Source organism: Streptomyces sp. NPDC002328, assembly GCF_042890065.1.
GTDB lineage: Bacteria > Actinomycetota > Actinomycetes > Streptomycetales > Streptomycetaceae > Streptomyces.
Map to the genome: position 1 here is coordinate 186,038 of NZ_JBIARQ010000004.1, position 25,849 is coordinate 211,886.

Consider the following 25,849-nt stretch of genomic DNA (forward strand, 5'->3'; position numbering starts at 1 on the left):
GGCGGGGCGAGCACCGACCCCCCACAGGCATGCGATGAAGCGAACAGATGCGAAAGGCGGTGGGAGCCGTGCGGCTCTCGCGTAGAGGCCTGCTCCGTGCGGGCGCGGCCGGTTCGGCCGGCGCGGCGCTCGGCGGACTGGCGTCCGGCTGCGCCGTTCCGGCCGGCTCCACCGGGCGCGACATGGTCCTCTGGTACTGGAGCGGCGGGCTGAGCGACACCGTCGTGAAGAACGCCAAGGCCCGCTACGGCGGCGAGGTGAGCCTCCAGGCCGTCCAGATCGGCGGCTACTACCGCTCCAAGCTGATCACCACGATGGCCGGCCGCGCCCACGTCCCCGACATCGCGGGGCTCAAGGGCGAGGACATGGCGTCCTACCTGCCCAACGCCGACCAGTTCGTGGACCTGCGGACGCTCGGCGCGGAGAAGTACAAGAACCGGTACCTGTCGTGGAAGTGGGACCAGGGCATCGCCGACGACGGCACGATGGTCGGCTTCCCCATCGACTGCGGCCCCGTCGCGCACTACTACCAGTACGCCGTGTTCCAGAAGGCCGGACTCCCCCACGAGCCCGCCGACGTGTCGGCCGAGCTGAACACCTGGGAGAAGTTCTTCGGCGCGGGCGAGCAGCTCAAGAAGCGGATCCCGGGGACCTACCTGCTCACCGACGTCAACAGCGTCTTCGAGAACGCGGTGCAGCAGGGCGGCGAGCGGTACGTCGACAAGGACCGGCACTTCATCGGCGACGGGGAGCATGTGCGCCGGGCCTGGGACCTCGCCGTCGAGGCCAAGCGGCGCGGGATCGTCTCCGACATCGTCAACGGCACCCCGGACCAGCTCTCGGCCGTCGAGTCCGGGAAGCTGCCCAGCCAGCTCGGCGCCTCCTGGGCCACCAGCGACATCAAGAACGGCGTGCCGAAGACCGCGGGCCGGTGGCGGGTGGCCGACATGCCCGTACGGCCCTCGAACAACGGCGGCTCCTTCCTGTCGATCACCAAGGCGTGCCGCGACCCCGAGCAGGCCTTCCGGATCATCACCTGGCTGCTGGACCCGACGAACCAGACGCAGGGCTTCGTCGACGCCGGACTGTTCCCGTCCACGCCCGCCTCGTACGACATGCGGCAACTGCGCGAGCCCGACCCCTTCTTCGGCGGTCAGATCACGATGGACGTGTTCGGGCCCGCCGCACAGAAGATCACGGTCGCCTACAACAGCCCGTACGACGTGGCGCTCGGGCAGCCCGTCAAGGACGAGATCAAGAACGTCGGCGTCCTCGGCAAGGACCCGCGCAAGGCCTGGAGTGACGCCATGAGCAAGTGCCGGCGCATCGCCGACCACCTGGGGGTGAGCCACTGATGGCCACCGTCCCCGCACTGGAGAAACCCCCGGTGACCGTGGTGGAGACGCCCGCCGTACGGCCCCGTTCGGGCCTGCGCAAGCACTGGCACCTGTACGCCGCGATCTCGCCGTTCTACCTGCTCTTCCTCGCCTTCGGCCTGGTCCCCGTCGGCTTCTCGCTCTATCTCTCCCTGCACCGCTGGGACGGCCTCGGCTCGATGGAGTGGGCGGGCCTGTCGCAGTACGAGTACCTGATCGGCGACTCCGAGTTCTGGAGCTCGATCGGCAACACGCTCGTCATCTGGGCGCTCGCCACCTTCCCCATGATCTTCCTGGCGATGGTGACGGCCGTGATGCTCAACTCGGCGGTCCGTCTCAAGAACCTCTACCGCTTCGCCTACTTCCTGCCGAACGTCACCTCGGTGGTGGCGATCGCGATCGTCTTCGGCTCGGTGTTCTCCACCAACTTCGGCCTCGTCAACGCCCTGTTGCAGGCGGTCGGCCTGGACCAGGTGGCATGGCTGAACACCCCGTGGGGCATCAAGGTCGCCATCGCCACCCTGATGACCTGGCAGTGGACCGGCTACAACGCGATCATCTTCCTCGCCGGTCTCCAGACCGTCCCGAGCGAGCTGTACGAGGCGGCGCGCATCGACGGCGCAGGACCGGTGCAGACGTTCTTCCGGATCACGCTGCCGATGATGCGGCCGGTGCTGCTGTTCGTGCTGGTCGTCTCGACCGTGACCGGCCTCCAGAGCTTCTCCGAACCGCAGGTGCTGCTCCAGACCACCGCCAACGACTCGACGTTCTCCGGCGGTCCTGACCACGCCGGCCGGACGATGGTCCTCTACTTCTTCCAACAGACCTTCGACAACAACGACTTCGGCTACGGCGCCGCCGTGGCGTGGGGCATCTTCCTCGTCGTCGTCCTCTTCTCGATCATCAACTGGCGTCTGGTGCAGCGCCGGGGCGAAGACTAGGAGGGCCCGCTCACCATGGCATCCACCCAAGACACCGCTCGCCCCAGGGGAATTCAGGGCTCGCGACGCCGGGGCGTCGCGCTGCACACGGTGCTGGTCCTCGGACTGCTGCTGTCGGCCTTCCCGTTCTACTGGGCCGTGATCATGTCGACGCACACCTCGTCGGAGATCTTCTCCTACCCGCCGAAACTGCTGCCGGGCTCGCACTTCCTCGAGAACGTCCGCAGCCTGTTCGACACCGTCGACTTCTTCGGCTCGATGGCCAACTCGCTGCTGGTGGCGGGCTCGGTGACGTTCCTGGTGCTGCTCTTCGACTCGCTGGCGGCCTTCGTCTTCGCGAAGTTCGAGTTCCCCGGGAAACGACTGCTGTTCGTGCTGCTCATGTTCATCTTCATGGTGCCGGCGCAGCTCGCGGCGATCCCGCAGTTCGTCATCATGGCGAGGATCGGCTGGATCGGCTCGATGACCGCGCTGATCGTGCCGGCCGCAGCCAACGCCTTCGGGATCTTCTGGATGCGCCAGTACATGAAGGGCGCGATCCACGACGAACTCCTCGACGCCTCCCGCATCGACGGCGCGAGCTTCCTGCGCCAGTACTGGCACGTCGCCCTCCCGGTGGTCCGGCCGGGCCTGGCCTTCCTCGGCATCTTCACCTTCATGGGCCAGTGGAACGACTACGCCTGGCCCCTGATCGCCCTGACCGACCCCGACAACGTCACCCTCCAGGTCGCGCTGTCCCAGCTGAACGGCACGCACGGCACCACCGACTACGGAATGGTCATGACCGGCGCACTGCTCGCCCTGATCCCCCTGCTCGTCGTGTTCGCGATCGGCGCCCGCCAGATCATCGGCGACCTCGCCAAGGGAGCCATCAAATGACGGACCCGCTGACCCGGACGACCGACCCCCTGATCGCGCTCCGCCCCTGGGAGTCGCCCGAGGCGACCTCCTGGCGGCGGCTGCCCATGAACGCCGTCGACCGGCGCTCCGGAGCTCACTCCCTGGACGGCGGCTGGCGCTTCCAGCTGCTGCCCGCTCCGGACGCGCCGGTCGGCGGCACCTGGTCGACGGCCACCGTCCCGGGCGTGTGGACCATGCAGGACACCGCCGACCTGCCCCAGTACCTCAACATCCGCATGCCGTTCCCGGAGATCCCGCCGTCCTCGCCCGCGGCCGATCCGACGGGCGTGTACGAGCGGGAGGTCGACGTCCCCGCCGACTGGGCCGGGCGGCGGATCGTGCTCCAGGTCGGGGCCGCCGAGAGCGTGCTGCTGGTGCACGTCGACGGGCGGCCCGTCGGCCTGTCCAAGGACTCCCACCTGGCCGCCGAGTTCGACCTGACGGGCGTCGTGCGCGCCGGGGAGCGGGCCGTCGTACGGCTGACCGTCGTCAAGTGGTCGGACGCCTCGCACATCGAGGACCAGGACCACTGGTGGCACGGCGGGATCACCCGCTCAGTGCTGCTGTACGCGACCGACCCGCTGCACCTGGCCGACGTGACCGTGCGGGCCTCCCGAGGCGGTGAGCTGCGGGTGGACTGCCGGGTGCGGGACGCGCGCGGGGCGCTGCCCGAGGGCTGGTACGTCAGCGGGGAGCTGGACGGGCTGCCGCTGGCGCAGGACACGGCGTTCGACCGGGCCAACGCCGAGGACGAGCGCGTCTCCGGCTTCCTCGGCGAGGCCCGGCTGCACGCGCGCGTGCCCGACGTGCGCCCGTGGACCGCCGAGACGCCCGAGCTGTACGACCTGACCGTCCGGCTGCACCGCGCCGACGGCACGATCGCCGACGTCTCGCGCCACCGCGCCGGGTTCCGCGACGTGGAGATCGTCGGGCGGGACCTGCTGGTCAACGGCGAGCGGGTGTTCATCCGGGGCGTCAACCGCCACGACTTCCACCCGCTGACCGGCCGCACGGTGTCGTCCGACGACATGCGGGCCGACCTGGTGCTGCTGAAGCGCTTCGGCTTCAACGCGATCCGCACCGCGCACTATCCGAACGACCCGGCGCTGTACGACCTCGCCGACGAGCTCGGTTTCTACGTCGTCGACGAGGCGGACATCGAGTCCCACGACCACGCGCACGAGATCGCCGACGACCCCCGCTATCTGAGCGCCTTCGTGGACCGGGTCTCGCGCATGGTCCTGCGCGACAAGAACCATCCGTCGATCATCGTCTGGTCGCTGGGCAACGAGTCCGACTACGGCGCGAACCACGACGCGGCGGCCGGCTGGGTGCGCCGCCACGACCCGACCCGCCCGGTGCAGTACGAGGGCGCCGCCAAACGCGGCTGGGCCGACCCGGACGTCGCCTCCGACATCGCCTGCCCGATGTACGCGCCGCTGGAGGACTGCCTCGCGCACGCGCTGTCCGGTGAGCAGACCAAGCCGCTCATCCAGTGCGAGTACTCCCACGCGATGGGCAACAGCAACGGCACGCTCGCCGACCACTGGGCCGCCATCGAGGCCACCCCGGGTCTTCAGGGCGGGTTCATCTGGGAGTTCTGGGACCACGGGATCCTCCAACGTGTGAACGACGGAAGACCGGCCGGCCTCGCGGGCGCCGGACACTATGACAACGGTGTCACCGCACCCGGCTACCGCTGGGCCTACGGCGGCGACTTCGGCGAGCCGGACCACGACGGCGCGTTCATCGCGGACGGCGTCGTCCTGCCGGACCGCACGCCCAAGCCCGTGATGTACGAGCACCGCGAACTCGCCGCGCCGGTACGGCTGAAGTGCTTCCGGCACGAGGGCCTGGTCCTCTCCAACCACCAGCACTTCCGCGGCCTGGAGTGGCTGGCCGCCGAGTGGGAGCTGTCCCTGGAGTACGACGGCACGCTGACCGCGCCGGCCGAACTGCCGGACCTGCGGCCGGGCGAGACGGCGGTGGTGCCGCTGCCGTTCGAGCTGCCCCCGGACGGCGGCGAGGCCTGGCTGACCCTGCGGGTGAGGACGGCGGAGGACCTGCCGTGGGCGCCGCGCGGCACGGAGGTGTGCGCGCCGCAGCTGCGGCTGCGGGCGGCAGAGCCCGTCGAGGAGCAGGCGGTGGCGGCCCGTGTCGAGGTCGACGACGAAGGCCTGCTGTCGCACCCGCTGTTGACGGCGGCGCCCACGCTGTCGCTGTGGCGGGCGCCCACCGACAACGACGAGCTGGGCGGGATGGCGCGGCGCTGGCGGGCCTGGGGGCTGGACGCGCTGGTGCGCAAGCCGGTGTCGGTGGGCCGGGACGGTGTGTCGGTGACGGTGGTCGCCGAGTACGCGGGCGCGGCCGGCGTCGTCCGGCATCGGCAGGTGTTCACCCCGGTCGAGGGCGGCATCCGGATCGACGAGGAGGCCGAACTGCCGGACGAGTTCGACGACGTGGCCCGGGTCGGCTCGGTCTTCGAGACGGTCGCGGGACTCGATCTGCTGGAGTGGTTCGGGCAGGGCCCCTGGGAGTCGTACCCGGACCGCAGCACGGGCGCCCCGGTGGGCCATCACTCGGTGCCCGTCGACGCGCTGTTCACGCCCTACCTGCGACCGCAGGAGAGCGGCGGCCGGCACGGGGTGCGGCGCTTCACGCTGTCCGCGCCGGACGCCACGGGCCTCGCGGTCACGCTGGACGAGCCGCGCCAGGTCTCCGTCACCCGGTACCGCGCCACGGAGCTGACCGCCGCCGCCCATCACGACGAGCTGGTGCCGCGCGCGGGCTGCGTGGTGCACATCGACGCGGCCCACCGGGGCCTGGGCACCGCCTCCTGCGGCCCCGACACCTTCCCGTCCTACCTCGTCGCGCCGGGCGTCCACCGCTGGAGCTGGACCCTGCGTGTCCTGTAACCGCCCCTGAAATCGACCCACTTCACTCTGTCCGGCTCGTGGCTTAGTCCGCCGGCTTTCCCCATGGAGCACCCGTGTGTACTTCGCATGCCCAGGAACAGGGCGAGGCCGCGCAGGCCGGCGCCGGGCGGCGCGGCTTCCTGAGAGCCACCGCGCTGCTCGGCGCGGCCGCCACCGCCTCGGTCGCGCTGCCGGCGACCGCCGAGGCGGACGCCAAGGCCGCCCCGGCGTCGGCCCGTTGGCGTCCCGACCCCGACAGCCGCCGGTTCACGCTCGCGGTGATGCCGGACACGCAGTACCTCTTCGACGGGCCGAGCATCGACAAGGCCCCGGTGGAGGCGTCGCTGCGGTATCTGCTGGAGCACGGAGGGAGCGAGAACGGCGAGAACATCGTCTTCCTGTCCCACCTCGGGGACCTCACGCAGAACGGGACGAAGGACGAAGTCACCGCGATCGGCGAGGCGTTCGCGCTGCTCGACCGGCGCGGCGTCGGTTACAGCGTGCTGGCCGGCAACCACGACGTGAAGTCGTCCACGACCGACCAGCGCGGGGCTAGTCCCTACCTGGACGTCTTCGGCCCCCGCCGCTTCCGGGGCGGCCCGGCCTTCGGCGGGGCCTCGCCGGACGGCTACAACACCTACCACCTGTTCCGGGCCGCCGGACGGGAGTGGATGGTGCTGGCGCTGGACTGGCGGCTGTCGGACCAGGGTCACGCGTGGGCCGCCGACGTGCTGGCGCGGCATCCGAAGACCCCCGTGGTGCTCACCACGCACGAACTGGTCGTCGAGGACGACGCGTTGTCGGCGTACGGGCAGCAGCTGTGGGACCGGCTGATCGCGGACCACGACCAGATCTTCCTGACCCTCAACGGCCACTACTGGCCCGCCGGGCGGGCGGTCCGCCGCAACAGGGCGGGCCACGACGTCCATCTGCATCTGACGAACTACCAGAACCGCTACTTCGGCGGCGCGGCGATGATCCGCCTCTACCGTTTCGACCTCGACCGGAACGTCATCGACGTGGAGACGGTCTCCCCCTGGATCCTGGGCCGGGCCGCGAAGGGGCTCAACGAGCTGGAGCGCCAGGAGATCGAACTCAGCGGCGACGCCGACCGGTTCAGCGTCGACATCGACTTCGCCGAGCGCTTCTCCGGCTTCGACCCGGTGCCGGTGCGCCCCGAGCGCCCGGTGGCGCGGACGCTGGTCCGCGGCACGGTCGCCTACTGGCGCTTCGACTCCGCCGTCTCCGGCACCGTGCGGGACCTGTCCGGGCACGGCAACGACCTCACCGTCGTCTCGGTCGGCGGCGGCTCCCTCGGCTGGTCCCCGGACCACCACCCGGACCAACCCGGCCACGGCAGCCTGGAGTTCCAGGGCCACAAGTCCCCGCTGAAGGGCGCGTACCTGCGCACCGTCGACGGGGCTCCGCTCAACTCGGCCACTTTCCGGCGCGGTTACACCATCGAGGCGTTCTACCGTCTGCCCGCCGACTGGGACCCCGCGCACCACGCCTGGTCCGGGATCGTCGGCCGCGCCGGCACGGGCGGGGCCGCCGGGAAGACCGCCGACGACCCCGACGAGCCGCTCGCCACGCTCTCCCTGTCGAACGACCGTGAGCCGCAGTGGGCGATGCGCCCGCTGAACCAGCAGGGCATCGCCACCAACTGGGGCCAGGAGACGCCGTTGGAGACCTGGTGGCACCTCGCCGTCGTCAACGACGGCAAGCACACCACGCTGTACGTCGAGGGCTGCCCGGTGGTCCGCAACCCGAGGGCGTCCGCCGTGGGGATCGCCTCCGTCGGGCTGCCGTGGCTGCTCGGCGGCTACGAGTACGCCGGACGGATCGACCAGATCCTGCACGCCCGCCTCGGCGACGTCCGGATCGTCGAACGGGCGCTGCCGGTGACCTCCTTCATGACCCACTGACCCACTGAGATCCGCTGAGAGACTTCGATGACCGAGCAGCAACTGCCCGCCTGGGCCGACCCGTCCGTCTCCCCCGCCGACCTCGACGCCCAGGGCGTCTCCCGGCGCGGACTCCTGCGCCGCGCGGGCCTGTTCGGGGCCGCGTTCGCCCTGGGCGGTGCGGCGGCCCCGGCCGTCGCCGCCCCGGCCGCCGCCGCCGCGGGCCGGGGCTACGGCGGCGAGGACCCGCGGCTCGCCTACCTCGTCGGCGACCACCACGTCCACTCCGTCTACAGCCACGACGCGAAGTACACCTTCTCCCAGCAGGCCCGCGCCGCCGCCCGGTACGGCCTGGACTGGATGGTGTTCAACGAGCACTCCAACTTCGGGCACGCCCGCTACGGCGCCGCGCTGGAGCACAAGGAGATAGTCAAGGCGCGCGCCGAGAACCCGCGCCAGCTGATCTTCCAGGGCCTGGAGTGGTACATCCCGGCCGCCGAGCACTGCACGGTGTTCGCGGCGCCCGGCCCGCACGAGGTGGACCTGCTCACCCGGTTCGAACTCGCCTACGACGGCAAGCTGCTCGGCTACACCGAGGGCGCCGCCGGAGCGGCCGACACCGCCCGCAACGAGGCCCACGCCGTGAAGGCCCTCCAGTGGCTGGCCGAGCAGCGCCGCACCGGTTACGTGGACGACGTCCTGGTCCTCGCCAACCACCCGCTGCGCCTCGGCATCGACTCCCCGCACGAGCTGCGCGCCTGGCGTGACGCGGCCCCCGAGATCATGATCGGCATGGAGGGCGCGCCCGGCGCCCAGGGCGCGGCGATCCCCGGCTGGCGCGGCACCACCTCGATCCGGGGCGAGTACGAGAACAAGCCCTCGGCGCAGTCCTGGGCGGGCTACCCGGCGGACGCCTACCTCACGTACGGGGGTTTCGACTGGGCGACCGCGACGGTCGGTGGACTGTGGGACGCGATGCTGGCGGAGGGCCGGCTGTTCTCGATCACCACCAACTCCGACAACCACCGGACCGTCTTCGACACCTGGAAGAACGGCGACTGGCCGGCCGGCCAGAACTTCGACAGCACCGGGAAGCTCCCGGACCCGGTGAACACCGACACCCCGCAGCCCGGCAGCGACTTCTGGCCGGGTCAGTTCAGCCGCACCCACGTGGGCGTGACCCGGCACGGCTACCGGGCGGTGATGACGGGCCTGCGCGAGGGGCGGGTCTGGGTGGACCACGGGCATCTGCTCGACGGACTGGAGGTCCGCCTGCGGCGTGAGCACAGCGACGGCCGGGGCGTCACCCTGGGCGGCCGACTGCGCGTCCGCAAGGGCGAGAAGCTCACCCTGAACATCACGGTGACCTCCGCGACCCGCCGCAACCCCCAGGGGATCCTGCCCGAGTTGGCGCACGTGGACGTGATCCGGGGCGCGGTGCGCGGCCCGGCGTCCGACCGCGACAGCTGGCGGGCCCCGGACACGAAGGTCGCCTGGACCAAGGACGTGAGCGGCCGCAAGGGCACGTACACCCTGCGCGTCCCGCTGACCGTGGGCGAGGACTCCTTCTACATCCGCCTACGAGGCAGCGACGGCAACCGCAACGCCGCAGGCTACCTGGGCGCCTCGACCGACCCCCACGGCCCGATCCCCCACGCCCCGGGCAACGGAGACCCGTGGGCAGACACGTGGTTCTATACCAACCCGATCTTCATAGACGTAGTTCACTGAAGCGCCCCAAGGGGGCGCGGGGAACTGCGCGATCAGCCACACTGAACCCGCACTCCCCCACGACCAAAGCCCCAACGGCGCCCGCTTTTACGGCGCACCCGGCGGAGCCTCACGCGTAGAAGCGCGAGAGGCTCTGAAGAACAGCGGCGGGCTTCCCACCGCCGTCGATCTCGATCGCCCCGTCCACGGTGATCTGCACCCCGCCCGGCACCTCCTCGACATCGCTCAGCTTGCCGACCAGCCGGATCCGGGAACCGACCTTCACCGGCGAGGGGAACCGCACCTTGTTCAGGCCGTAGTTGACCTTCGTCGTGACGCCCTGCACGTCCAGCAGCTCGGTGAAGAGCGGGATGAACAGGGAGAGCGTCAGATACCCGTGGGCGATGGGCGCGCCGAAGGGCCCGTCCTTCGCGCGCTCGGGGTCGACGTGGATCCACTGGTGGTCCCCGGTCGCGTCGGCGAACGTGTCGATGCGCTCCTGCGTGACCTCGATCCACTCGCTCGTGCCGAGGTCGCTGCCGGCGAGCTTCTTGAGTTCGTCGAGGCCGTTGACGGTGATGCCCATGTGGCTTTCCTTAACTGGGAGTTGAAGTTACGAGTCGAGGTCAGGAGTCGATGCCGAAGCGCTGCCGCACCCGGGCTTTCAGGAGCTTTCCGGAGGCGGTGCGCGGGAGTTCGTCCGCGACCACCACCGACTTGGGGATCTTGTACTTGGCGAGCCGGCCGACGAGGGACGCGAGCACCTCGTCGGGATCCAGCGAAGCGCCCTCGCGGGGCACGACGACCGCGCGCGGCACCTCGCCCCACTTGTCGTCGCGCACGCCGATGACCGCGCACTCGACGACGTCGGGGTGGCCGAGGAGCAGGTCCTCGATCTCGGCGGGGTAGATGTTCTCCCCGCCCGAGATGATCATGTCCTTGATGCGGTCGACGATGTGGACGTACCCGTCCTCGTCGACCTTCGCCGCGTCCCCGCTGCGGAACCAGCCGTCGGCGAAGGAGGCGGCCGTCTCCTCGGGCAGCCCCCAGTAGCCGGGCATGACGTGCGGTCCGCGCACGATCACCTCGCCGGTCTCGTCGACGTCGACGGGGGCCAGGTCGGGCCGGACGACCCGGACGTCGCTGAAGAAGTGCGGGACGCCGGCCGAGCCCGCCTTGCTGATCGCGTGCTCGGCGTCCAGGAAGAGGGTGCCGGGGGCGGCCTCGGTCATGCCGTAGCCCTGGAGGAAGGTGAGTCCGCGCTTCTGGTAGGCCGCGATCAGCGGGGTCGGGACCGGGGAGCCGCCGCAGGTCAGCAGGCGCAGCGAGGACAGGTCGGCGTCCGGCCAGCGCGGGTGGCGGGCGATCTGGTCGAACATGGTCGGCACGCCGAACATGAAGGTGATCCGGTGCCGTTCGACCAGATCGAAGGTGGCGTCCGGGTCGAAGGCCTCGACCAGGACGCACGCGCCGCCCTTGAGCAGCACCGGCAGCGTCAGCATGTTCAGCCCGGCCGTGTGGAACAACGGCGCGGAGACGAGGGCGCGTTCGTCGGCGATCAGATCGGTGTCGACGAGGACGTTGATCGCGTTCCAGGTCAGGTTGCCGTGCGTGAGCATGGCGCCCTTGGGGCGGCCGGTCGTGCCCGAGGTGTACATGATGATGCAGGTGTCGTCGGCGCCGACCGGCTCGTCGACGGGCTCGTCCTTGGCTCCGGCGAGCGCCTCCTCGTACTCCGCGCCGACCTCGACGTAGGTCCGTACGTCGGTGCTGCCGGGCAGTCCGGCGACGAGGCCCGCGTAGGCCGGGCCGTAGACGAGGGCCTTGGCGCCGGAGTCGGCGAGCTGGTAGGCGATCTCGGGGCCGGCCAGCCGGGTGTTGAGCGGGACGAAGACCGCGCCGAGGGTACCGGCCGCGAACAGGGTCTCCAGGTAGGAGGGGTGGTTCGGGCCGAGGTAGGCGATGCGGTCGCCGCGGCGCACGCCCCGGGCGCGCAGGGCGTGGGCCAGGCGTGTGGTGCGGAGGTGCAGGGTGCGGTAGTCGGTCGACTGCTCGCCGTGGATCAGGGCGGTGCGGTGCGGGGTCTTGCGGGCCCGGCGTGCGGGCCACGACCCCAGTCCCTCGTTGCGCATCTTCACGCCCCTTTACGGTGTGGTCAGCCCGAGCAGACGGGCCGCGTTCTCCTTGAGGATCTTCGGCTTCACCTCGTCCTTGATCGTCAGCTTGTCGAAGTCGGCGAGCCAGCGGTCGGGGGTGAGGACGGGGAAGTCGGAGCCGAAGAGGACCTTGTCCTTGAGCAGGGTGTTGGCGTACTGCACGAGCTGCGGCGGGAAGTACTTCGGCGACCAGCCGGACAGGTCGATGTGGACGCCCGGCTTGTGGGTGGCGACGGCGAGGGCCTCGTCCTGCCAGGGGAAGGACGGGTGCGCCAGGATGATCTTCAGATGGGGGAAGTCGGCGGCCACGTCGTCCACGTGGAGGGGGTTGCTGTACTTCAGCCGGATCCCGCCGCCGCCCGGGACGCCCGCGCCGATGCCGGTCTGCCCGGTGTGGAAGAGGGCGATGGAGCCGGTCTCCTCGATCACCTCGTAGAGGTCGTAGGCGACCGCGCGGTCGTTGGGGAAGAAGCCCTGGATGCTGGGGTGGAACTTGAAGCCCTTGACCCCGTACTCCTCGACCAGCCGGCGGGCCTGCCGCACGCCCGCCTTGCCCCGGAAGGGGTCGATGGAGGCGAAGGGGATGAGGACGTCCGCGTTGGCGGCGGCGGCCTCGGCGACCTCCTCGTTCGGCACCGGCGGGGTGCCCGTGGCGGACTCGGCGTCCACCGTGAAGATCACGGCGGCCATCTTCCGCTCGCGGTAGTAGGCGGCCGTCTCCTCGATGGTCGGCTTCCGCTTGCCCTCGACCTTGAAGTAGGCGGAGGAGGCGTCGTGCAGGTCGTCGTCCAGCGAGGAGTGCCCCTTGGAGGACACCTCGGCGTGGGTGTGGACGTCGATCGCGACGAGTTCCTCGACGTCGATGCTCGTCATGGCTCACGCCTCCGGGAACTTGGGCGCCGGGATGCCGACCGTCTGGAGCTCGGCGCCGACCGAGGTGGGGAAGGCGTCGGCCAGGGTCGCCGGGGTCCAGCCGCCGTCGGCGTAGGCCGCGCGGATCTCCTGCGGATGCGACCAGAGTGCCACCTTGTCCCCGCCGATGCCGATGGCCTGGCCGGTGACGCCCCGGGCGGCCTCGGAGGCGAGGAAGGGCACGAGCGCGGCGCAGTCCTCGGGGGTGCCGAAGCCCTCGCCCTTGCGCAGGAAGTCCGGGAGCGGCTCGCCGTTCTTCATGGCCTCGATGTACGGGGCGAAGGCGGGGATGGTCTCGGTCATCGCGGTGGCGGCGACCGGCACGATCGCGTTGACGGTGATGTTCGCGCGGCCCAGTTCCATGGCCCAGGTGCGGGCGAAGGCGGCGATGCCGGCCTTGGCGGCGGCGTAGTTCGTCTGCCCGAAGTTGCCGCGCTGTCCGGCCGGGGAGCCCACCAGGATCAGGCTGCCGCCGTCGCCCTGCTCGCGCATCCGTACGGCGGCGGCGCGGGCGCAGGTGAAGGTGCCCTTGAGGTGGGTGGCGATCACCGCGTCGAAGTCGTCGTCGGTCATCTTCCACAGCACCTTGTCGCGCAGGATGCCGGCGTTGGTGACCAGGACGTCGAGCCGTCCGAACTCCTCGACCGCGCGGCCCACGAGCCGGTCCGCGGCCTCGGTCGTGCCGACCGGCACCACCTCGGCGACGGCGGCGCCGCCCGCCGCGACGATGGACTTCACGGCCTGCTCGGCGACGGTCTCGTCGACGTCGTTGACGACCACGGAGGCGCCGTGGGCGGCCAGGGCGTGCGCGTAGGCGAGGCCGAGGCCCCGGCCGCTGCCGGTGACGACGGCGACCTTGCCGGTGAGATCGATGGTGGGCACGGGTGAGTCCCTTCACGCGGTGACACGGGTGGTGCGGCTACGGAATCGAAGCTAAGAGCAATAATTGTTGTCGTCAATAGTTGTTGTCGACCTTCGGGTGAGTCATGCTGGAATCTGTACGACGACGAACCCGCACCGCCGACGTACCCGCGCCGCCGCCGAGACCAGGGAGCACGCCATCGCCCGCCAGCACGACACCGTGAACGCCACCCCGATCGACTCGGAGGAGCCGTGGATGCGCGGGCTGCACGCGGACACGGGCTACCTCCTCTACCGCCTCGGCCTGCGCTCGGGGCAGTTGTTCAACACGTTCCTCCAGGAGTCGGGGCTGCGCCTGCGCCACTACGCGGTGCTGCGCTTCCTTGCCACCGCCGAGGGCGCGCTCCAGCGTGAACTGAGCGCGCGGCTCGGCTACGACCCGAGCGCGATCGTCGGTCTGGTTGACGACCTGGAAAAGCTGGGCTTCGCGGAGCGCCGGCCTGCCCCGGACGACCGCCGCAGCCGGATCGTCGTCCTGACCGAGGCCGGCGGCGCGTTCCTGCGCGGCACCGACGAGGCGGGGCTTCGTGTGACCAACGAACTGCTGGCCCCGCTCGCCCCGGCCGAACGCGAGACGCTGCACGCCCTGCTGCTGCGCGTCGCGGAGGACGGGCTCAGCTGAGCAAGGGCCCGGCCGAGCGAGAACCTGGCCGACGCCGTGCGCCCGATGTCGTGCGGCCGGCGTCGTGCGGACGATTGACGTCGGCTCGCCGGTCTGCCTAACTTCGCGACGGAGGGGGACGACGTCCGTCTCGCCGCAGCACGGGGAGGAGGAACCCCTTGCCGACGACCCCGAAAAGGCCCCTGGCGGCCATGCCCCCGGCCGCCGCGCCGTCACGGGCCGCCGCGGTCCCCCCGACCGGGACATCGACCGCGACGCCCGCCGCGACGAGACCGCCGACCACACCCGCGACCCCGGCTCCAGCCCCAGCCCCGGCCGCCGGACCGGCCCGCGCCGCCGTGACACACCCCGCCCCGCCCACGACCAGGCCGCCGTCCGCACCCGCGCCCCCCGCCCCCAACTCCTCCGCCCGCTCCGCCCCCGACCGGCTGCTGGCCGTGCTCGCCGCGTTCGATCATGCTCATCCGGCGTTGTCGCTGACCGACATCAGTCGTCGGGCCGGGCTGAGTCTCACCACCGCTCACCGGCTCGTGGCCGCCCTCACCGAGTGGGGTGCGCTGGAGCGGGACCCGGTGGGCGCGTACCACGTGGGGCTGCGGCTGTGGGAGGTCGCGGCGCTCGCCCCGCGGGGGCTGGCCCTGCGCCAGGCGGCGCTGCCCTACCTGGAGGACCTGTACGAGGCCACGCACGAGAACGTGCAGCTGGCGGTGCGGGACGGCGCCGAGGTCGTCTACACCGAGTGGCTCTCCGGGCACTCGGCGGTCGGCGTGCGCATCCGCGTCGGCGCGCGCTGGCCGCTGCACGTGACCGGCGTCGGACTGGTCCTGCTGGCACACGGCGGGCCGGAGCTTCAAGAGGCCTACTGCGCGGCCCCGTTGTCCGCCTACACCGATCACACGATCGCCGACCCCGCGCGGTTGCGCCGGGTGCTCGCCGAAGTCCGGCGCACCGGAACGGCGGTGAGCGACCGTCAGGTGACCGACGACGCCCTGTCGGTGGCCGCTCCGGTGCGCGGGCCGGACGGCACGGTGGTGGCGGCGGTGTCGGTGGTCGTGCCGGCCGCGGACGCCCAGGTCCCGGCGCTGCGACCGGCGGTGCGGCTCGCCGCCCGGGGAATCTCCCGCGCCCTGGGCTGGCAGCCGGGCTGACCTACCCGTCGTCCGCCGCAGGGCGCCCACACCGAACAGCCTCCCTCAGCCGCGACGCCGGGCGCGCAGTTGCCGCACGTCACGCACGAGCGTGTAGGCGGCGATCCCGAAGACGCAGGCTCCGAGCACGGGCCAGAGGGCCGACTCCCCGTCGCCGTAGTCGCGCACGCCGACGACGAGCAAGAGGGCGCTGGCCATGACGCCGACAACCGAGATCGACACACTGATGCGTTGGTCCACGGGGACATTCTGCCCGCCGGCCCAGCCCAGCGGCCGGCGTCCCCGTCGATTCCCCCATTCACAGACTGAACCCGCCCGCCCCGGAACGACTTTCACTGTTTCACCTCTTGACGGCCGGAGTGCCCGAGAGCACATTGGGCCCACTTTGAGAGCGCTCTCACCCTCCCCTCGCGTACTCGAAGGCACCCGCACTCCCCCACTCCGTACCCGAGAGGCACACCCCATGAGTGAAACCTCCGGCACCCCCCGCGGACGGCGGCGCCCCCTGCGGCGGGCGTTCGCCGCCGTCCTGAGCACCCTGGGTCTCGCGGCCCTCGCCGCCACGGCCGTCACCCTGCCCGCCGACGCCGCCGCGCCCACGCCCCCGACGGGCTGGACGCAGGTCTTCCTCGACGACTTCAACGGCGCCGCGGGCACCGGCGTCAGCACCTCCAACTGGCAGTACGCCACCGGCACTTCGTACCCCGGCGGCCCCGCGAACTGGGGCACGGGCGAGGTCGAGACGATGACGAACAGCACGAGCAACGTCTCGCTCGACGGCAACGGCAACCTGCGCATCACCCCGCTGCGCGACTCCGCCGGCCGCTGGACCTCGGGCCGCATCGAGACCAACCGCACCGACTTCCAGCCCCCGTCCGGCGGGAAGCTGCGCGTCGAGGCCCGCCTTCAGATGCCCAACGTCACCGGCACCGCCGCCGAGGGCTACTGGCCGGCGTTCTGGATGCTGGGCGCGCCCTACCGGGGCAACTACCAGAACTGGCCCGCCGTGGGCGAGTTGGACATCATGGAGAACGTCCAGGGCCTGAACCGGGTGTGGGCGACCCTGCACTGCGGCACCAACCCGGGCGGCCCGTGCAACGAGACCAGCGGCCTCGGCAACTACACCGCCTGCCCCAACACCACCTGTCAGTCCGGCTTCCACACCTACACGATGGAATGGGACCGCTCGGTGACCCCGGAGGCGATCCGCTTCTCGGTCGACGGCGCCGTCTTCCACACCGTCACCGCCAACCAGGTGGACGCCACGACCTGGAACAACGCCACCAACCACGGCTTCTTCATCATCCTGAACGTGGCGATGGGCGGCGCGTTCCCCGACGCCTTCGGCGGCGGCTTGGACGCGGACACCCGCTCGGGCGTGCCGATGGTCGTCGACTACGTGCAGGTCCTCCAGGCGGCGGGCGGCACCGGCGGTACCACCCCGCCCCCGACCGGCAACCGTGACGCCTACAGCGCCATCCAGGCCGAGTCCCACGACGGCCAGTCCGGCACGACGACCGAGACCACCACCGACACCGGCGGCGGACAGAACATCGGCTCCCTCGCCAACGGCGACTGGGCGCTCTTCCGCGGTGTCAACTTCGGCTCCACGGCGGCGAGTCAGTTCGTCTGCAGGGTGGCGAGCGGCGCGGGCGGCGGCGTGAGCGGCCTGGTCGAGGTCCGCCTCGACAGCCGGAGCAACGCGCCCGTCGGCAGCTTCGCCGTCGGCAACACCGGCGGCTGGCAGTCCTGGCGGACGATCCCGGCGAACATCGCCTCCGTCACCGGCACCCACGACGTCTACCTCACCTTCACCAGCGGCCAGCCGGCCGACTTCGTGAACGTGAACTGGTTCAACTTCGGCCGGTGACAGAAGGGTTCGGCCCGTCCACGGCCTGAACAGCCCGGCACCCGGCGGCGTTTCAGCGCAAGTCCGCGCGGAACGCCGCCGGTGTCGTGTCCGTGTGCTGGTGGAAGAACTTGGAGAAGTTCGCCGGGTCGGGGAAGCCCACCGCCGCGCCGACGCGGCCGATGGGCAGGTCGGTGTGGGCCAGCAGGCGCTTGGCCTCCAGGACGACCCGCTTGTCGATGAAGCCCTTGGGCGTCTCGCCGGTCGCGGCGCGGACCGCGCGGACGAGGGTGCGGCGGGAGTAACCGAGCGCGTCGGCGTAGGCGCTGACGCTGTGCACGGTGGCGAAGTCCCTCTCCACGGCCTCCCGGAAGAGGGTGAACGTGGTGTCGGCCTGGCGGCGGGCCGCCTCGGCGGAACTGGCCGCGAGGTGCGCGAGGCGCAGCAGGAACGCGGTCAGGGAGTGCCGCAGCACCGAGGTGTGCAGGCCGGGAGGCAGGGTCGCGCTGTCCTCGTACTCGCGCCGCAGTTGGGCGAGGGCGGCGCGCAGACCGTCCGACTGGGCCGCGTCGGGGTGGAGCAGCGGCGGCAGGTCGTAGCGGTACAGGCCCGCCGCCTCGACGGTGGCGCGGGGCAGGAAGCCGGGCTGCATGGTCAGGGCGGTTCCGCGGTACTCGCCGGCCCGGGAGAAGCGGTGGACCTGTCCCGGGCGGATCCACAGGACGTCGCCGGCGGTCGCCTCGTACTCGTGGAAGTCGACCATGTGACGGACGGGGCCGTCGGTGAAGAGCAGCACGACGTGGAAGTCGATCCGGTGGACGCGTTCCAGCGGTGCGTCGGCGTGCCAGGTGCGGCCCGTTCCCATGGGGCCGACCTGCATGCCGACGCCGCCGACGCTCAGTTCGACGGGGAAGGGGAAGGTTCTGATCCCGTCATCGGCGTCGTCCTGGGTACTTGTATCCACCATGTCCTTCTTGTGCTGCTCCGCTGCCGCGGTCCGTGTCCCACTTTCACCACAGGCTGACACAGGCTGACCTTCCCCCGTAAAAGTCAGACTTTTAAGTTTGAACGCGTAGCACCAAGAACCGGCTCCTATCGAGGATTTCTTGAAGATGAGCACGCAGACCACGAACAGCTTCGAGTGGACCGACCTGGACCGGCGCGCCGTCGACACGGCCCGCGTCCTGGCCGCCGACGCCGTGCAGAAGGTCGGCAACGGTCACCCCGGCACGGCGATGGCCCTGGCCCCTGCCGCGTACACGATCTTTCAGAAGGTGATGCGGCACGATCCCGCGGATCCGGAGTGGACGGGACGTGACCGCTTCGTCCTGTCCCCGGGCCACACCTCGCTGACGCTCTACACCCAGCTGTTCCTGTCCGGCTACGAGGTCGAGCTCGACGACCTCAAGGCGTTCCGCACCCACGGGTCCAGGACGCCGGGGCATCCCGAGTACGGCCACACGGCCGGTGTGGAGACCACCACCGGGCCGCTCGGCCAGGGCGTCGCCAACGCCGTCGGGATGGCGATGGCCGCCCGCTACGAGCGCGGTCTGTTCGACCCGCGGGCCCCCGAGGGCGACTCCCCCTTCGACCACACGATCTGGGCGATCGTCTCCGACGGCGACCTCCAGGAGGGCGTCTCCGCGGAGGCCTCCTCCCTCGCCGGCCACCAGCGGCTCGGCAACCTCGTCTTCCTCTACGACGACAACCACATCTCCATCGAGGGCGACACCTCGACCGCCTTCTCCGAAGACGTGCTGAAGCGCTACGAGGCCTACGGCTGGCACACCCAGCGCATCGAGCCGCGGGAGGACGGCGACGTCGACGTGCACGCGCTGCACGCGGCCCTGGAGGCGGCGCGGGCGGAGACCGGCCGCCCCTCCATCGTCGCCATGCGCACGATCATCGCCTGGCCGGCCCCGAACGCGCGGAACACCGGGGCCTCCCACGGCTCCGCGCTCGGCGAGGACGAGGTGGCCGCCACCAAGCGGATCCTCGGCTTCGACCCCGAGCGCTCCTTCGAGGTCGCCGACGACGTCCTCGCGCACACCCGCGCCGCCCTGGACCGGGGCGCGGAGGCGCACGCCGCCTGGGACAAGCGGCTCGCCGTCTGGCGCGGCGCCGAACCCGAGCGCGCCGAGCTCTTCGACCGCGTCGTCGCCGGTCAGCTCCCCGAGGGCTGGGAGGACGCGCTGCCCGTCTTCGAGGAGGGCAAGTCGGTCGCCACCCGCGCCGCCTCCGGCAAGGTGCTCCAGTCGCTGGGCGCGGTCGTCCCCGAGCTGTGGGGCGGCTCCGCCGACCTGGCCGGCTCCAACAACACCACCATCGACAAGTCCTCGTCGTTCCTGCCCGAGGGCAACCCGCTGCCCGAGGCCGACCCGTACGGCCGCACCCTCCACTTCGGCGTCCGCGAGTTCTCGATGGCGGCCGAGATGAACGGCATCGCCCTGCACGGCAACACCCGTGTCTACGGCGGCACCTTCCTGGTGTTCTCCGACTACATGCGCAACGCCGTCCGGATGTCCGCCCTGATGCAGCTGCCGGTCACCTATGTGTGGACGCACGACTCCGTCGGGCTCGGCGAGGACGGCCCCACCCACCAGCCCGTCGAGCACCTCGCCTCGCTGCGCGCCGTCCCGGGCCTCAATGTCGTGCGCCCCGCCGACGCCAACGAGACGGCGATCGTCTGGGCCGAGATCCTGAAGCGGCACGCCACCCGTCCGGCCCCGCACGGCCTCGCCCTCACCCGGCAGGGCGTGCCGACGTACGCGCCGAACCCGGACGCGGCGAAGGGCGGTTACGTCCTGGCGGAGTCCTCGAAGGGGACCCCGGACGTCGTCATCGTCGCCACCGGCTCCGAGGTGCACCTCGCCGTGGACGCCCGGGAGCGGCTGGAGGCCGAGGGGATCGGGACGCGGGTGGTGTCGATGCCGTCGGTGGAGTGGTTCGAGGAGCAGCCGCGTGAGTACCGGGACAGTGTGCTGCCGCCGTCCGTGAAGGCCCGCGTCGCCGTCGAGGCGGGCATCGGCCTGACGTGGTACCGGTTCGTAGGTGACGCAGGACGCATCGTCTCCCTCGAACACTTCGGCGCCTCGGCCGACGCGAACACCCTGTTCGCCGAGTACGGCTTCACCGCCGACAACGTCGCCGCCGCGGCCCGTGCCGCGCTCGATCAGGCCGCCGGGCCCGCTGCCGCGCGCGGTTGATCCGACCGCCGGAAAGAGGATGATCACAGTGACCGAAACAGCCGCCACCGGGGGAGCGCTCCGGCGTCTCTCCGAGGAGGGCGTGTCCGTCTGGCTCGACGACCTGTCGCGCGGGCGGATCACCTCCGGCGACCTCGCCGAACTCGTCGCCACCCGGCACGTCGTCGGCGTCACCACCAACCCGTCCATCTTCCAGGCCGCCATCGGCTCCGGAGAGGGCTACGAGGAGCAGCTCACCGACCTCGCCGCGCGGGGCGTCACGGTCGACGAGGCCGTGCGGATGATGACGACCGCGGACGTGCGTGCCGCCGCCGACGTCCTGCTGCCCGTGCACACCGCCACCGGGGGCCGCGACGGCCGGGTCTCCATCGAGGTCGACCCCCGGCTCGCCCATGACACCGCGGCCACGGTCGCCGAGGCCAAGCAGCTCGCCTGGCTGGTCGACCGCCCCAACGTGATGATCAAGATCCCGGCGACGCAGGCCGGTCTCCCGGCGATCACCGAGGTGACCGCCCTCGGCATCAGCGTCAACGTCACGCTGATCTTCTCGCTGGAGCGCTACCGCGAGGTCATGGACGCCTACCTGGCCGGTCTGGAGAAGGCCGCCGCGAAGGGCCTGGACCTCGCCCAGATCCACTCCGTCGCCTCCTTCTTCGTCTCCCGCGTCGACGCCGAGATCGACAAGCGGCTGACGGTCCTCGGCACGGACGAGGCCCTCGCGCTGCGCGGCCGGGCCGCGCTCGCCAACGCCCGTCTGGCCTACCAGGCGTACGAGGAGGTGTTCGGCTCCGCCGGCGCCTCGACGCCGTCCGGGCGGCGCTGGACCGCCCTCGGCGGCGCGCGGGCGAACAAGCAGCGTCCGCTGTGGGCGTCGACCGGGGTGAAGGACCCCGCCTACAAGGACACCCTGTACGTGGACGAGCTGGTCGCCCCGGGCACCGTCAACACCATGCCGGAGGCCACGCTCGCCGCCACCGCCGACCACGGCCGGATCACCGGCGACACCGTCAGCGGCGGCTACGCCCAGGCCCGCGCCGACCTGGCCGCCGTGGAGGCGCTCGGTGTCTCCTACGACGAGGTCGTCACCCGGCTGGAGCACGAGGGCGTCGCCAAGTTCGAGGCGGCGTGGCAGGACCTTCTGAACGCGGTCACGAAGTCGCTCGACAGCAAGGGAGTTGACGCGGAATGAACGCACGGGTGTGGAGCAATCCGCTCAGGGACCCCCGCGACCGGCGGCTGCCGCGGATCGCGGGACCGTCGGGGCTCGTCATCTTCGGCGTGACCGGCGACCTGTCCCGCAAGAAGCTGATGCCGGCGGTCTACGACCTCGCCAACCGCGGACTGCTGCCGCCGGGCTTCTCGCTCGTCGGCTTCGCCCGCCGAGACTGGGAGGACCAGGACTTCGCTCAGGTCGTCCACGACGCGGTGCGCGAGCACGCGCGCACCCCGTTCCGTGAGGAGGTCTGGCAGCAGCTCGCCGAGGGCATGCGGTTCGTGCCCGGCGACTTCGACGACGACACGGCGTTCAAGCAGCTGCGCGACGCCGTCGACGAGCTGGACTCCTCCCGCGGCACGGGCGGCAACTTCGCCTTCTATCTGTCGGTGCCGCCGAAGTTCTTCCCCAAGGTGGTCGAGCAGCTCAAGAAGCACCACCTGGCCAAGGCGCCGGAGGGCTCCTGGCGGCGGGCGGTCATCGAGAAGCCGTTCGGGCACGACCTGGCCAGCGCGCGCGAGCTGAACGCGGTCGTGCACGACGTGTTCGAGCCGGACCAGGTGTTCCGCATCGACCACTACCTGGGCAAGGAGACCGTCCAGAACATCCTGGCGCTGCGCTTCGCCAACCAGTTGTTCGAGCCGATCTGGAACCGCTCGTTCGTCGACCATGTGCAGATCACGATGGCCGAGGACATCGGCATCGGCGGCCGGGCCGGCTACTACGACGGCATCGGCTCGGCGCGTGACGTCATCCAGAACCACCTGCTCCAGCTGATGGCGCTGACCGCGATGGAGGAGCCCGCCTCCTTCGACGCGGCCTCCCTGCTCACCGAGAAGCTGAAGGTCCTCAAGGCGGTGAAGCTGCCGGAGGAGCTGGGCCAGCACACGGTCCGCGGCCAGTACGCGGGCGCGTGGCAGGGCGGCGAGAAGGTGCGCGGCTATCTGGAGGAGGACGGCATCGACCCGGCCTCGACGACGGACACGTACGCCGCCGTCCGGCTGAACGTCGACAACCGCCGCTGGGCGGGCGTGCCGTTCTATCTGCGCACCGGCAAGCGGCTCGGCCGGCGCGTCACCGAGATCGCGGTCGTCTTCCAGCGCGCCCCGCACTCCCCCTTCGACTCCACCGCCACCGAGGAGCTGGGCGAGAACGCCATCGTCATCCGGGTACAGCCGGACGAGGGCGTGACGGTCCGCTTCGGCTCCAAGGTGCCCGGCACGTCGATGGAGATCCGGGACGTCTCCATGGACTTCGCGTACGGCGAGTCCTTCACGGAGTCCAGCCCGGAGGCGTACGAGCGGCTCATCCTGGACGTGCTGCTCGGCGACGCCAACCTGTTCCCGCGCCACCAGGAAGTGGAAGAGTCCTGGAAGATCCTCGACCCGATCGAGGAGTACTGGACCGCCCACGGCAGGCCGGCCCGGTACGCGTCGGGCAGCTGGGGACCCGAGGAAGCCGACGAGATGCTCGCACGAGACGGACGGAGCTGGCGCAGGCCATGAAGATCGACCTGACCGACACCACGGCAAGCAAGATCAACAAGGCGCTGGTGCGGGGTCGCCGCGCCATCGGCACACCGGCCGTGGGCATGGTCCTGACGATGGTCATCGTCACGGACGAGGAGAACGCCTACGACTCGATCAAGGCGGCCGAGGAGGCCTCGCACGAGCACCCCTCGCGCACCCTGGTCGTCATCAAGCGGCACGCCCGCAACCCGCGCGAGCGCACCAACTCCCACCTGGACGCCGAGGTGCGGGTGGGCGCGGACGCGGGCACCGGCGAGACGGTCGTGCTGCGGACCTACGGCGAGGTGTCCGACCACGCCGACTCCGTGGTCCTGCCGCTGCTGCTGCCGGACGCCCCGGTCGTCGTGTGGTGGCCGGTGGACGCGCCCGTGAACCCCGCGAAGGACCCGCTGGGGGCGCTGGCGCAGCGCCGGATCACCGACATGTACGCCGTCGAGCAGCCCCTCCAGGCGCTGGAGGCGCGCGTGAAGTCGTACGCGCCCGGCGACACCGACCTCGCGTGGACCCGGCTGACGCCGTGGCGTTCGATGCTGGCGGCGGCGCTGGACCAGGCGCGGGTGCCGATCGTCTCGGCTGCCGTGGAGAGCGAGGCGGACAACCCGAGCGCCGAACTGCTCGCCCGCTGGCTGGAGGCCCGGCTGAACGTGTCCGCCGAGCGGGTCGTCACCGCGGGCCCGGTCGTCACGGCCGTGCGGCTCGGCACCGAGAACGGGGAGATCCTCATCGACCGCCCCGAGGGCCCGCTCGCCACGCTGACCCTGCCGGGCCAGCCCTCGCGCACCCTCGCCCTGAAGGTGCGCGCCACCTCCGAACTGATCGCCGAGGAGCTGCGGCGCCTCGACGCCGACGAGATGTACGCCGTCGCCCTGCGCGGCGAGAACGCCGAGGAGGCCGTCTCCCATGCCTGACTCCCCCCTGCTCACCCAGCGGCCCGAGTGGACCGCCCTGGCGGACCACCGCGCCGGGTGGCAAGCGCACCTGCGCGAGCTGTTCGCCGAGGACCCCGGGCGAGCCGAGCGGTACGTGGTGCGCGTGGGCGATCTGCGCATCGACTACTCCAAGAACCTGGTCACCGACGAGACCCTCGCCCTGCTGCGCGAACTCGCCGTCGCCACCGACGTGTTCGGCCTGCGCGACGCCATGTTCCGCGGGGAGCGGATCAACATCACCGAAGACCGGGCCGTGCTGCACACGGCGCTGCGCGCCCCGGCCGACGCGGTGATCGAGGTCGACGGCGAGAACGTCGTGCCCGAGGTGCACGCCGTGCTGGACAGGATGAGCGGCTTCGCCCGCCGGGTGCGCTCCGGCGAGTGGACCGGGCACACCGGCCGCCGTATCCGCAACGTCGTCAACATCGGCATCGGCGGCTCCGACCTGGGCCCGGCCATGGCATACGAGGCGCTGCGCGCCTACACGGAACGGGAGTTGACGTTCCGGTTCGTGTCCAACGTGGACGGCGCGGACCTGCACGAGGCGGTGCGGGACCTGGACCCGGCCGAGACGCTGTTCATCGTGGCGTCCAAGACGTTCACGACGATCGAGACGATCACCAACGCCACCTCGGCGCGCTCCTGGCTCCTCGACGGACTCGGAGGCGACGAGAAGGCGGTCGCGAAGCACTTCGTGGCACTGTCGACGAACGCCGAGAAGGTCGCCGGCTTCGGCATCGACCCGGACAACATGTTCGAGTTCTGGGACTGGGTCGGCGGCCGCTACTCCTTCGACTCGGCGATCGGGCTCTCGCTGATGATCGCCATCGGCCCGGAGCGGTTCCGGGAGCTGCTCGACGGGTTCAGGATCGTCGACGACCACTTCCGCAACGCCGACGCCGAGTTCAACGCCCCGCTGATCCTGGGCCTGTTGGGCGTCTGGTACGGCGGTTTCCTGGACGCTCAGTCGCACGCGGTGCTGCCGTACTCGCACTACCTGTCGAAGTTCACCGCCTATCTCCAGCAGCTCGACATGGAGTCCAACGGCAAGTCGGTGGACCGCGAGGGCCGGCCCGTGCAGTGGCAGACCGGTCCCGTGGTGTGGGGCACGCCCGGCACCAACGGGCAGCACGCCTACTACCAGTTGATCCACCAGGGCACCAAGATGATCCCGGCCGACCTGATCGGGTTCGTCCGTCCCGTCGCTGAACTGAACGACGAACTCAAGGCGCAGCACGACCTGTTGATGGCGAACCTGTTCGCGCAGGGCCAGGCGCTCGCCTTCGGCCGGACGGCGGAGGAGGTCCGCGCGGAGGGCGTGCCCGAGGAGCAGGTCCCGCACCGCACCTTCGCCGGCAACCACCCCACCACGACGGTGCTCGCCACCGAGCTGACCCCGTCGGTCCTCGGTCAGCTCATCGCCCTCTACGAGCACAAGGTGTTCGTGCAGGGCGCGATCTGGAACATCGACTCCTTCGACCAGTGGGGCGTGGAACTGGGCAAGGTCCTCGCCAAGCGCGTCGAACCCGCCCTGACCGAGGGCGCTTCCGTCCCCGGCCTCGACCCCTCCACCGCCGCCCTCGTGGCCGCCTACCGTGAACTCAAGGAAGTGCACTGA

20 protein-coding genes are annotated in these 25,849 nt (G+C 71.1%); 14 read left to right on the top strand and 6 right to left on the bottom strand.

Features of this window, described 5'->3' with window-relative positions:
• The first annotated feature begins 68 nt into the window (after positions 1-68).
• From ACFYX4_RS13295 to ACFYX4_RS13320, 6 genes are all read left to right on the top strand, one after another.
• Positions 69-1,355 (top strand): ABC transporter substrate-binding protein, encoded by a 1,287-nt coding sequence (locus ACFYX4_RS13295; protein ID WP_389331713.1) that lies wholly within the window; start codon positions 69-71, stop codon positions 1,353-1,355.
• On the top strand, positions 1,355-2,317 hold the full coding sequence (locus ACFYX4_RS13300) for a carbohydrate ABC transporter permease (RefSeq protein ID WP_389330731.1): 963 nt from the start codon (positions 1,355-1,357) through the stop codon (positions 2,315-2,317). Before ACFYX4_RS13295 ends, ACFYX4_RS13300 begins: the two co-directional genes overlap by 1 nt.
• 15 nt (positions 2,318-2,332) lie before the next feature.
• A complete protein-coding gene (locus ACFYX4_RS13305; protein ID WP_389330734.1) occupies positions 2,333-3,196 on the top strand; it encodes a carbohydrate ABC transporter permease in 864 nt (287 codons plus the stop codon).
• Positions 3,193-6,132, top strand: a complete 2,940-nt coding sequence (locus tag ACFYX4_RS13310) for a glycoside hydrolase family 2 TIM barrel-domain containing protein (RefSeq protein ID WP_389330737.1) — start codon at positions 3,193-3,195, stop codon at positions 6,130-6,132. The genes ACFYX4_RS13305 and ACFYX4_RS13310 overlap by 4 nt, the downstream gene beginning before the upstream one ends.
• A 74-nt stretch (positions 6,133-6,206) precedes the next feature.
• On the top strand, positions 6,207-8,057 hold the full coding sequence (locus ACFYX4_RS13315; protein WP_389330740.1) for a LamG-like jellyroll fold domain-containing protein: 1,851 nt from the start codon (positions 6,207-6,209) through the stop codon (positions 8,055-8,057).
• 27 nt (positions 8,058-8,084) lie between these two features.
• Positions 8,085-9,767 carry a histidinol-phosphatase gene (locus tag ACFYX4_RS13320; protein WP_389330743.1) on the top strand — a complete coding sequence of 561 codons (1,683 nt, stop codon included), beginning with the start codon at positions 8,085-8,087 and terminating at the stop codon, positions 9,765-9,767.
• A gap of 109 nt (positions 9,768-9,876) precedes the next feature.
• Here the strand turns inward: ACFYX4_RS13320 and ACFYX4_RS13325 are convergent, their stop codons facing one another.
• From ACFYX4_RS13325 to ACFYX4_RS13340, 4 genes are read right to left on the bottom strand one after another with little or no spacing between them, the layout of a single operon-like run.
• Entirely contained in the window at positions 9,877-10,332 is a 456-nt protein-coding gene (locus tag ACFYX4_RS13325) for a MaoC family dehydratase (RefSeq protein ID WP_389330746.1), read from the bottom strand.
• A gap of 40 nt (positions 10,333-10,372) precedes the next feature.
• Entirely contained in the window at positions 10,373-11,878 is a 1,506-nt protein-coding gene (locus ACFYX4_RS13330; RefSeq protein ID WP_389330749.1) for a long-chain fatty acid--CoA ligase, read from the bottom strand.
• 12 nt (positions 11,879-11,890) lie between these two features.
• Positions 11,891-12,766, bottom strand: a complete 876-nt coding sequence (locus ACFYX4_RS13335) for an amidohydrolase family protein (RefSeq protein WP_389331716.1) — start codon at positions 12,764-12,766, stop codon at positions 11,891-11,893.
• Positions 12,767-12,778: 12 nt separating this feature from the next.
• Positions 12,779-13,696 carry an SDR family NAD(P)-dependent oxidoreductase gene (locus tag ACFYX4_RS13340; protein ID WP_389330752.1) on the bottom strand — a complete coding sequence of 306 codons (918 nt, stop codon included), beginning with the start codon at positions 13,694-13,696 and terminating at the stop codon, positions 12,779-12,781.
• A 235-nt stretch (positions 13,697-13,931) separates the two neighbouring features.
• Here ACFYX4_RS13340 and ACFYX4_RS13345 point away from each other — a divergent pair, with 235 nt between their 5' ends.
• Together ACFYX4_RS13345 and ACFYX4_RS13350 are read left to right on the top strand one after the other, a co-directional pair.
• A complete protein-coding gene (locus ACFYX4_RS13345) occupies positions 13,932-14,357 on the top strand; it encodes a MarR family winged helix-turn-helix transcriptional regulator (protein WP_389331719.1) in 426 nt (141 codons plus the stop codon).
• Between the two features lie 338 nt (positions 14,358-14,695).
• On the top strand, positions 14,696-15,505 hold the full coding sequence (locus ACFYX4_RS13350) for an IclR family transcriptional regulator (RefSeq protein ID WP_389330755.1): 810 nt from the start codon (positions 14,696-14,698) through the stop codon (positions 15,503-15,505).
• A 45-nt stretch (positions 15,506-15,550) separates the two neighbouring features.
• On the opposite strand, the gene ACFYX4_RS13355 is transcribed toward ACFYX4_RS13350, so the two are convergent.
• Entirely contained in the window at positions 15,551-15,745 is a 195-nt protein-coding gene (locus ACFYX4_RS13355) for a hypothetical protein (RefSeq protein WP_389330758.1), read from the bottom strand.
• A 223-nt stretch (positions 15,746-15,968) separates the two neighbouring features.
• Between ACFYX4_RS13355 and ACFYX4_RS13360 the strand changes: the two genes are divergently transcribed.
• Positions 15,969-17,375: a glycoside hydrolase family 16 protein gene (locus ACFYX4_RS13360; protein WP_389330761.1), complete on the top strand. Its 1,407-nt coding sequence runs from the start codon at positions 15,969-15,971 to the stop codon at positions 17,373-17,375.
• 52 nt (positions 17,376-17,427) lie between these two features.
• Here ACFYX4_RS13360 and ACFYX4_RS13365 read toward each other — a convergent pair whose 3' ends face one another.
• Positions 17,428-18,321 carry a helix-turn-helix domain-containing protein gene (locus ACFYX4_RS13365; protein ID WP_389330764.1) on the bottom strand — a complete coding sequence of 298 codons (894 nt, stop codon included), beginning with the start codon at positions 18,319-18,321 and terminating at the stop codon, positions 17,428-17,430.
• A 145-nt stretch (positions 18,322-18,466) separates the two neighbouring features.
• Here ACFYX4_RS13365 and tkt point away from each other — a divergent pair, with 145 nt between their 5' ends.
• The 5 genes from tkt to pgi are packed head-to-tail and all read left to right on the top strand — an operon-like array spanning position 18,467 to position 25,849.
• Positions 18,467-20,560, top strand: a complete 2,094-nt coding sequence (tkt, locus tag ACFYX4_RS13370) for a transketolase (RefSeq protein WP_389330767.1) — start codon at positions 18,467-18,469, stop codon at positions 20,558-20,560.
• A gap of 19 nt (positions 20,561-20,579) precedes the next feature.
• Positions 20,580-21,749: a transaldolase gene (tal, locus tag ACFYX4_RS13375; protein ID WP_389330770.1), complete on the top strand. Its 1,170-nt coding sequence runs from the start codon at positions 20,580-20,582 to the stop codon at positions 21,747-21,749.
• Entirely contained in the window at positions 21,746-23,278 is a 1,533-nt protein-coding gene (gene zwf, locus ACFYX4_RS13380; protein WP_389330773.1) for a glucose-6-phosphate dehydrogenase, read from the top strand. Before tal ends, zwf begins: the two co-directional genes overlap by 4 nt.
• Entirely contained in the window at positions 23,275-24,210 is a 936-nt protein-coding gene (opcA, locus tag ACFYX4_RS13385) for a glucose-6-phosphate dehydrogenase assembly protein OpcA (RefSeq protein ID WP_389330777.1), read from the top strand. The genes zwf and opcA overlap by 4 nt, the downstream gene beginning before the upstream one ends.
• The gene (gene pgi, locus ACFYX4_RS13390; RefSeq protein WP_389330780.1) at positions 24,203-25,849 is read left to right on the top strand and encodes a glucose-6-phosphate isomerase; all 1,647 of its coding nucleotides are present in this window, start codon (positions 24,203-24,205) and stop codon (positions 25,847-25,849) included. Before opcA ends, pgi begins: the two co-directional genes overlap by 8 nt.

Excerpts from the sequence above, each read along its gene's own strand:
- ACFYX4_RS13300 (WP_389330731.1), top strand. The coding sequence starts at position 1,355 with ATGGCCACCGTCCCCGCACTGGAGAAACCCCCGGTGACCGTGGTGGAG.
- ACFYX4_RS13305 (WP_389330734.1), top strand. The coding sequence starts at position 2,333 with ATGGCATCCACCCAAGACACCGCTCGCCCCAGGGGAATTCAGGGCTCG.
- ACFYX4_RS13310 (WP_389330737.1), top strand. The coding sequence starts at position 3,193 with ATGACGGACCCGCTGACCCGGACGACCGACCCCCTGATCGCGCTCCGC.
- ACFYX4_RS13320 (WP_389330743.1), top strand. The coding sequence starts at position 8,085 with ATGACCGAGCAGCAACTGCCCGCCTGGGCCGACCCGTCCGTCTCCCCC.
- ACFYX4_RS13325 (WP_389330746.1), bottom strand. The coding sequence starts at position 10,332 with ATGGGCATCACCGTCAACGGCCTCGACGAACTCAAGAAGCTCGCCGGC.
- ACFYX4_RS13330 (WP_389330749.1), bottom strand. The coding sequence starts at position 11,878 with ATGCGCAACGAGGGACTGGGGTCGTGGCCCGCACGCCGGGCCCGCAAG.
- ACFYX4_RS13345 (WP_389331719.1), top strand. The coding sequence starts at position 13,932 with ATGCGCGGGCTGCACGCGGACACGGGCTACCTCCTCTACCGCCTCGGC.
- ACFYX4_RS13360 (WP_389330761.1), top strand. The coding sequence starts at position 15,969 with ATGAGTGAAACCTCCGGCACCCCCCGCGGACGGCGGCGCCCCCTGCGG.
- ACFYX4_RS13365 (WP_389330764.1), bottom strand. The coding sequence starts at position 18,321 with ATGGTGGATACAAGTACCCAGGACGACGCCGATGACGGGATCAGAACC.
- tkt (WP_389330767.1), top strand. The coding sequence starts at position 18,467 with ATGAGCACGCAGACCACGAACAGCTTCGAGTGGACCGACCTGGACCGG.
- tal (WP_389330770.1), top strand. The coding sequence starts at position 20,580 with ATGATCACAGTGACCGAAACAGCCGCCACCGGGGGAGCGCTCCGGCGT.
- zwf (WP_389330773.1), top strand. The coding sequence starts at position 21,746 with ATGAACGCACGGGTGTGGAGCAATCCGCTCAGGGACCCCCGCGACCGG.
- opcA (WP_389330777.1), top strand. The coding sequence starts at position 23,275 with ATGAAGATCGACCTGACCGACACCACGGCAAGCAAGATCAACAAGGCG.
- pgi (WP_389330780.1), top strand. The coding sequence starts at position 24,203 with ATGCCTGACTCCCCCCTGCTCACCCAGCGGCCCGAGTGGACCGCCCTG.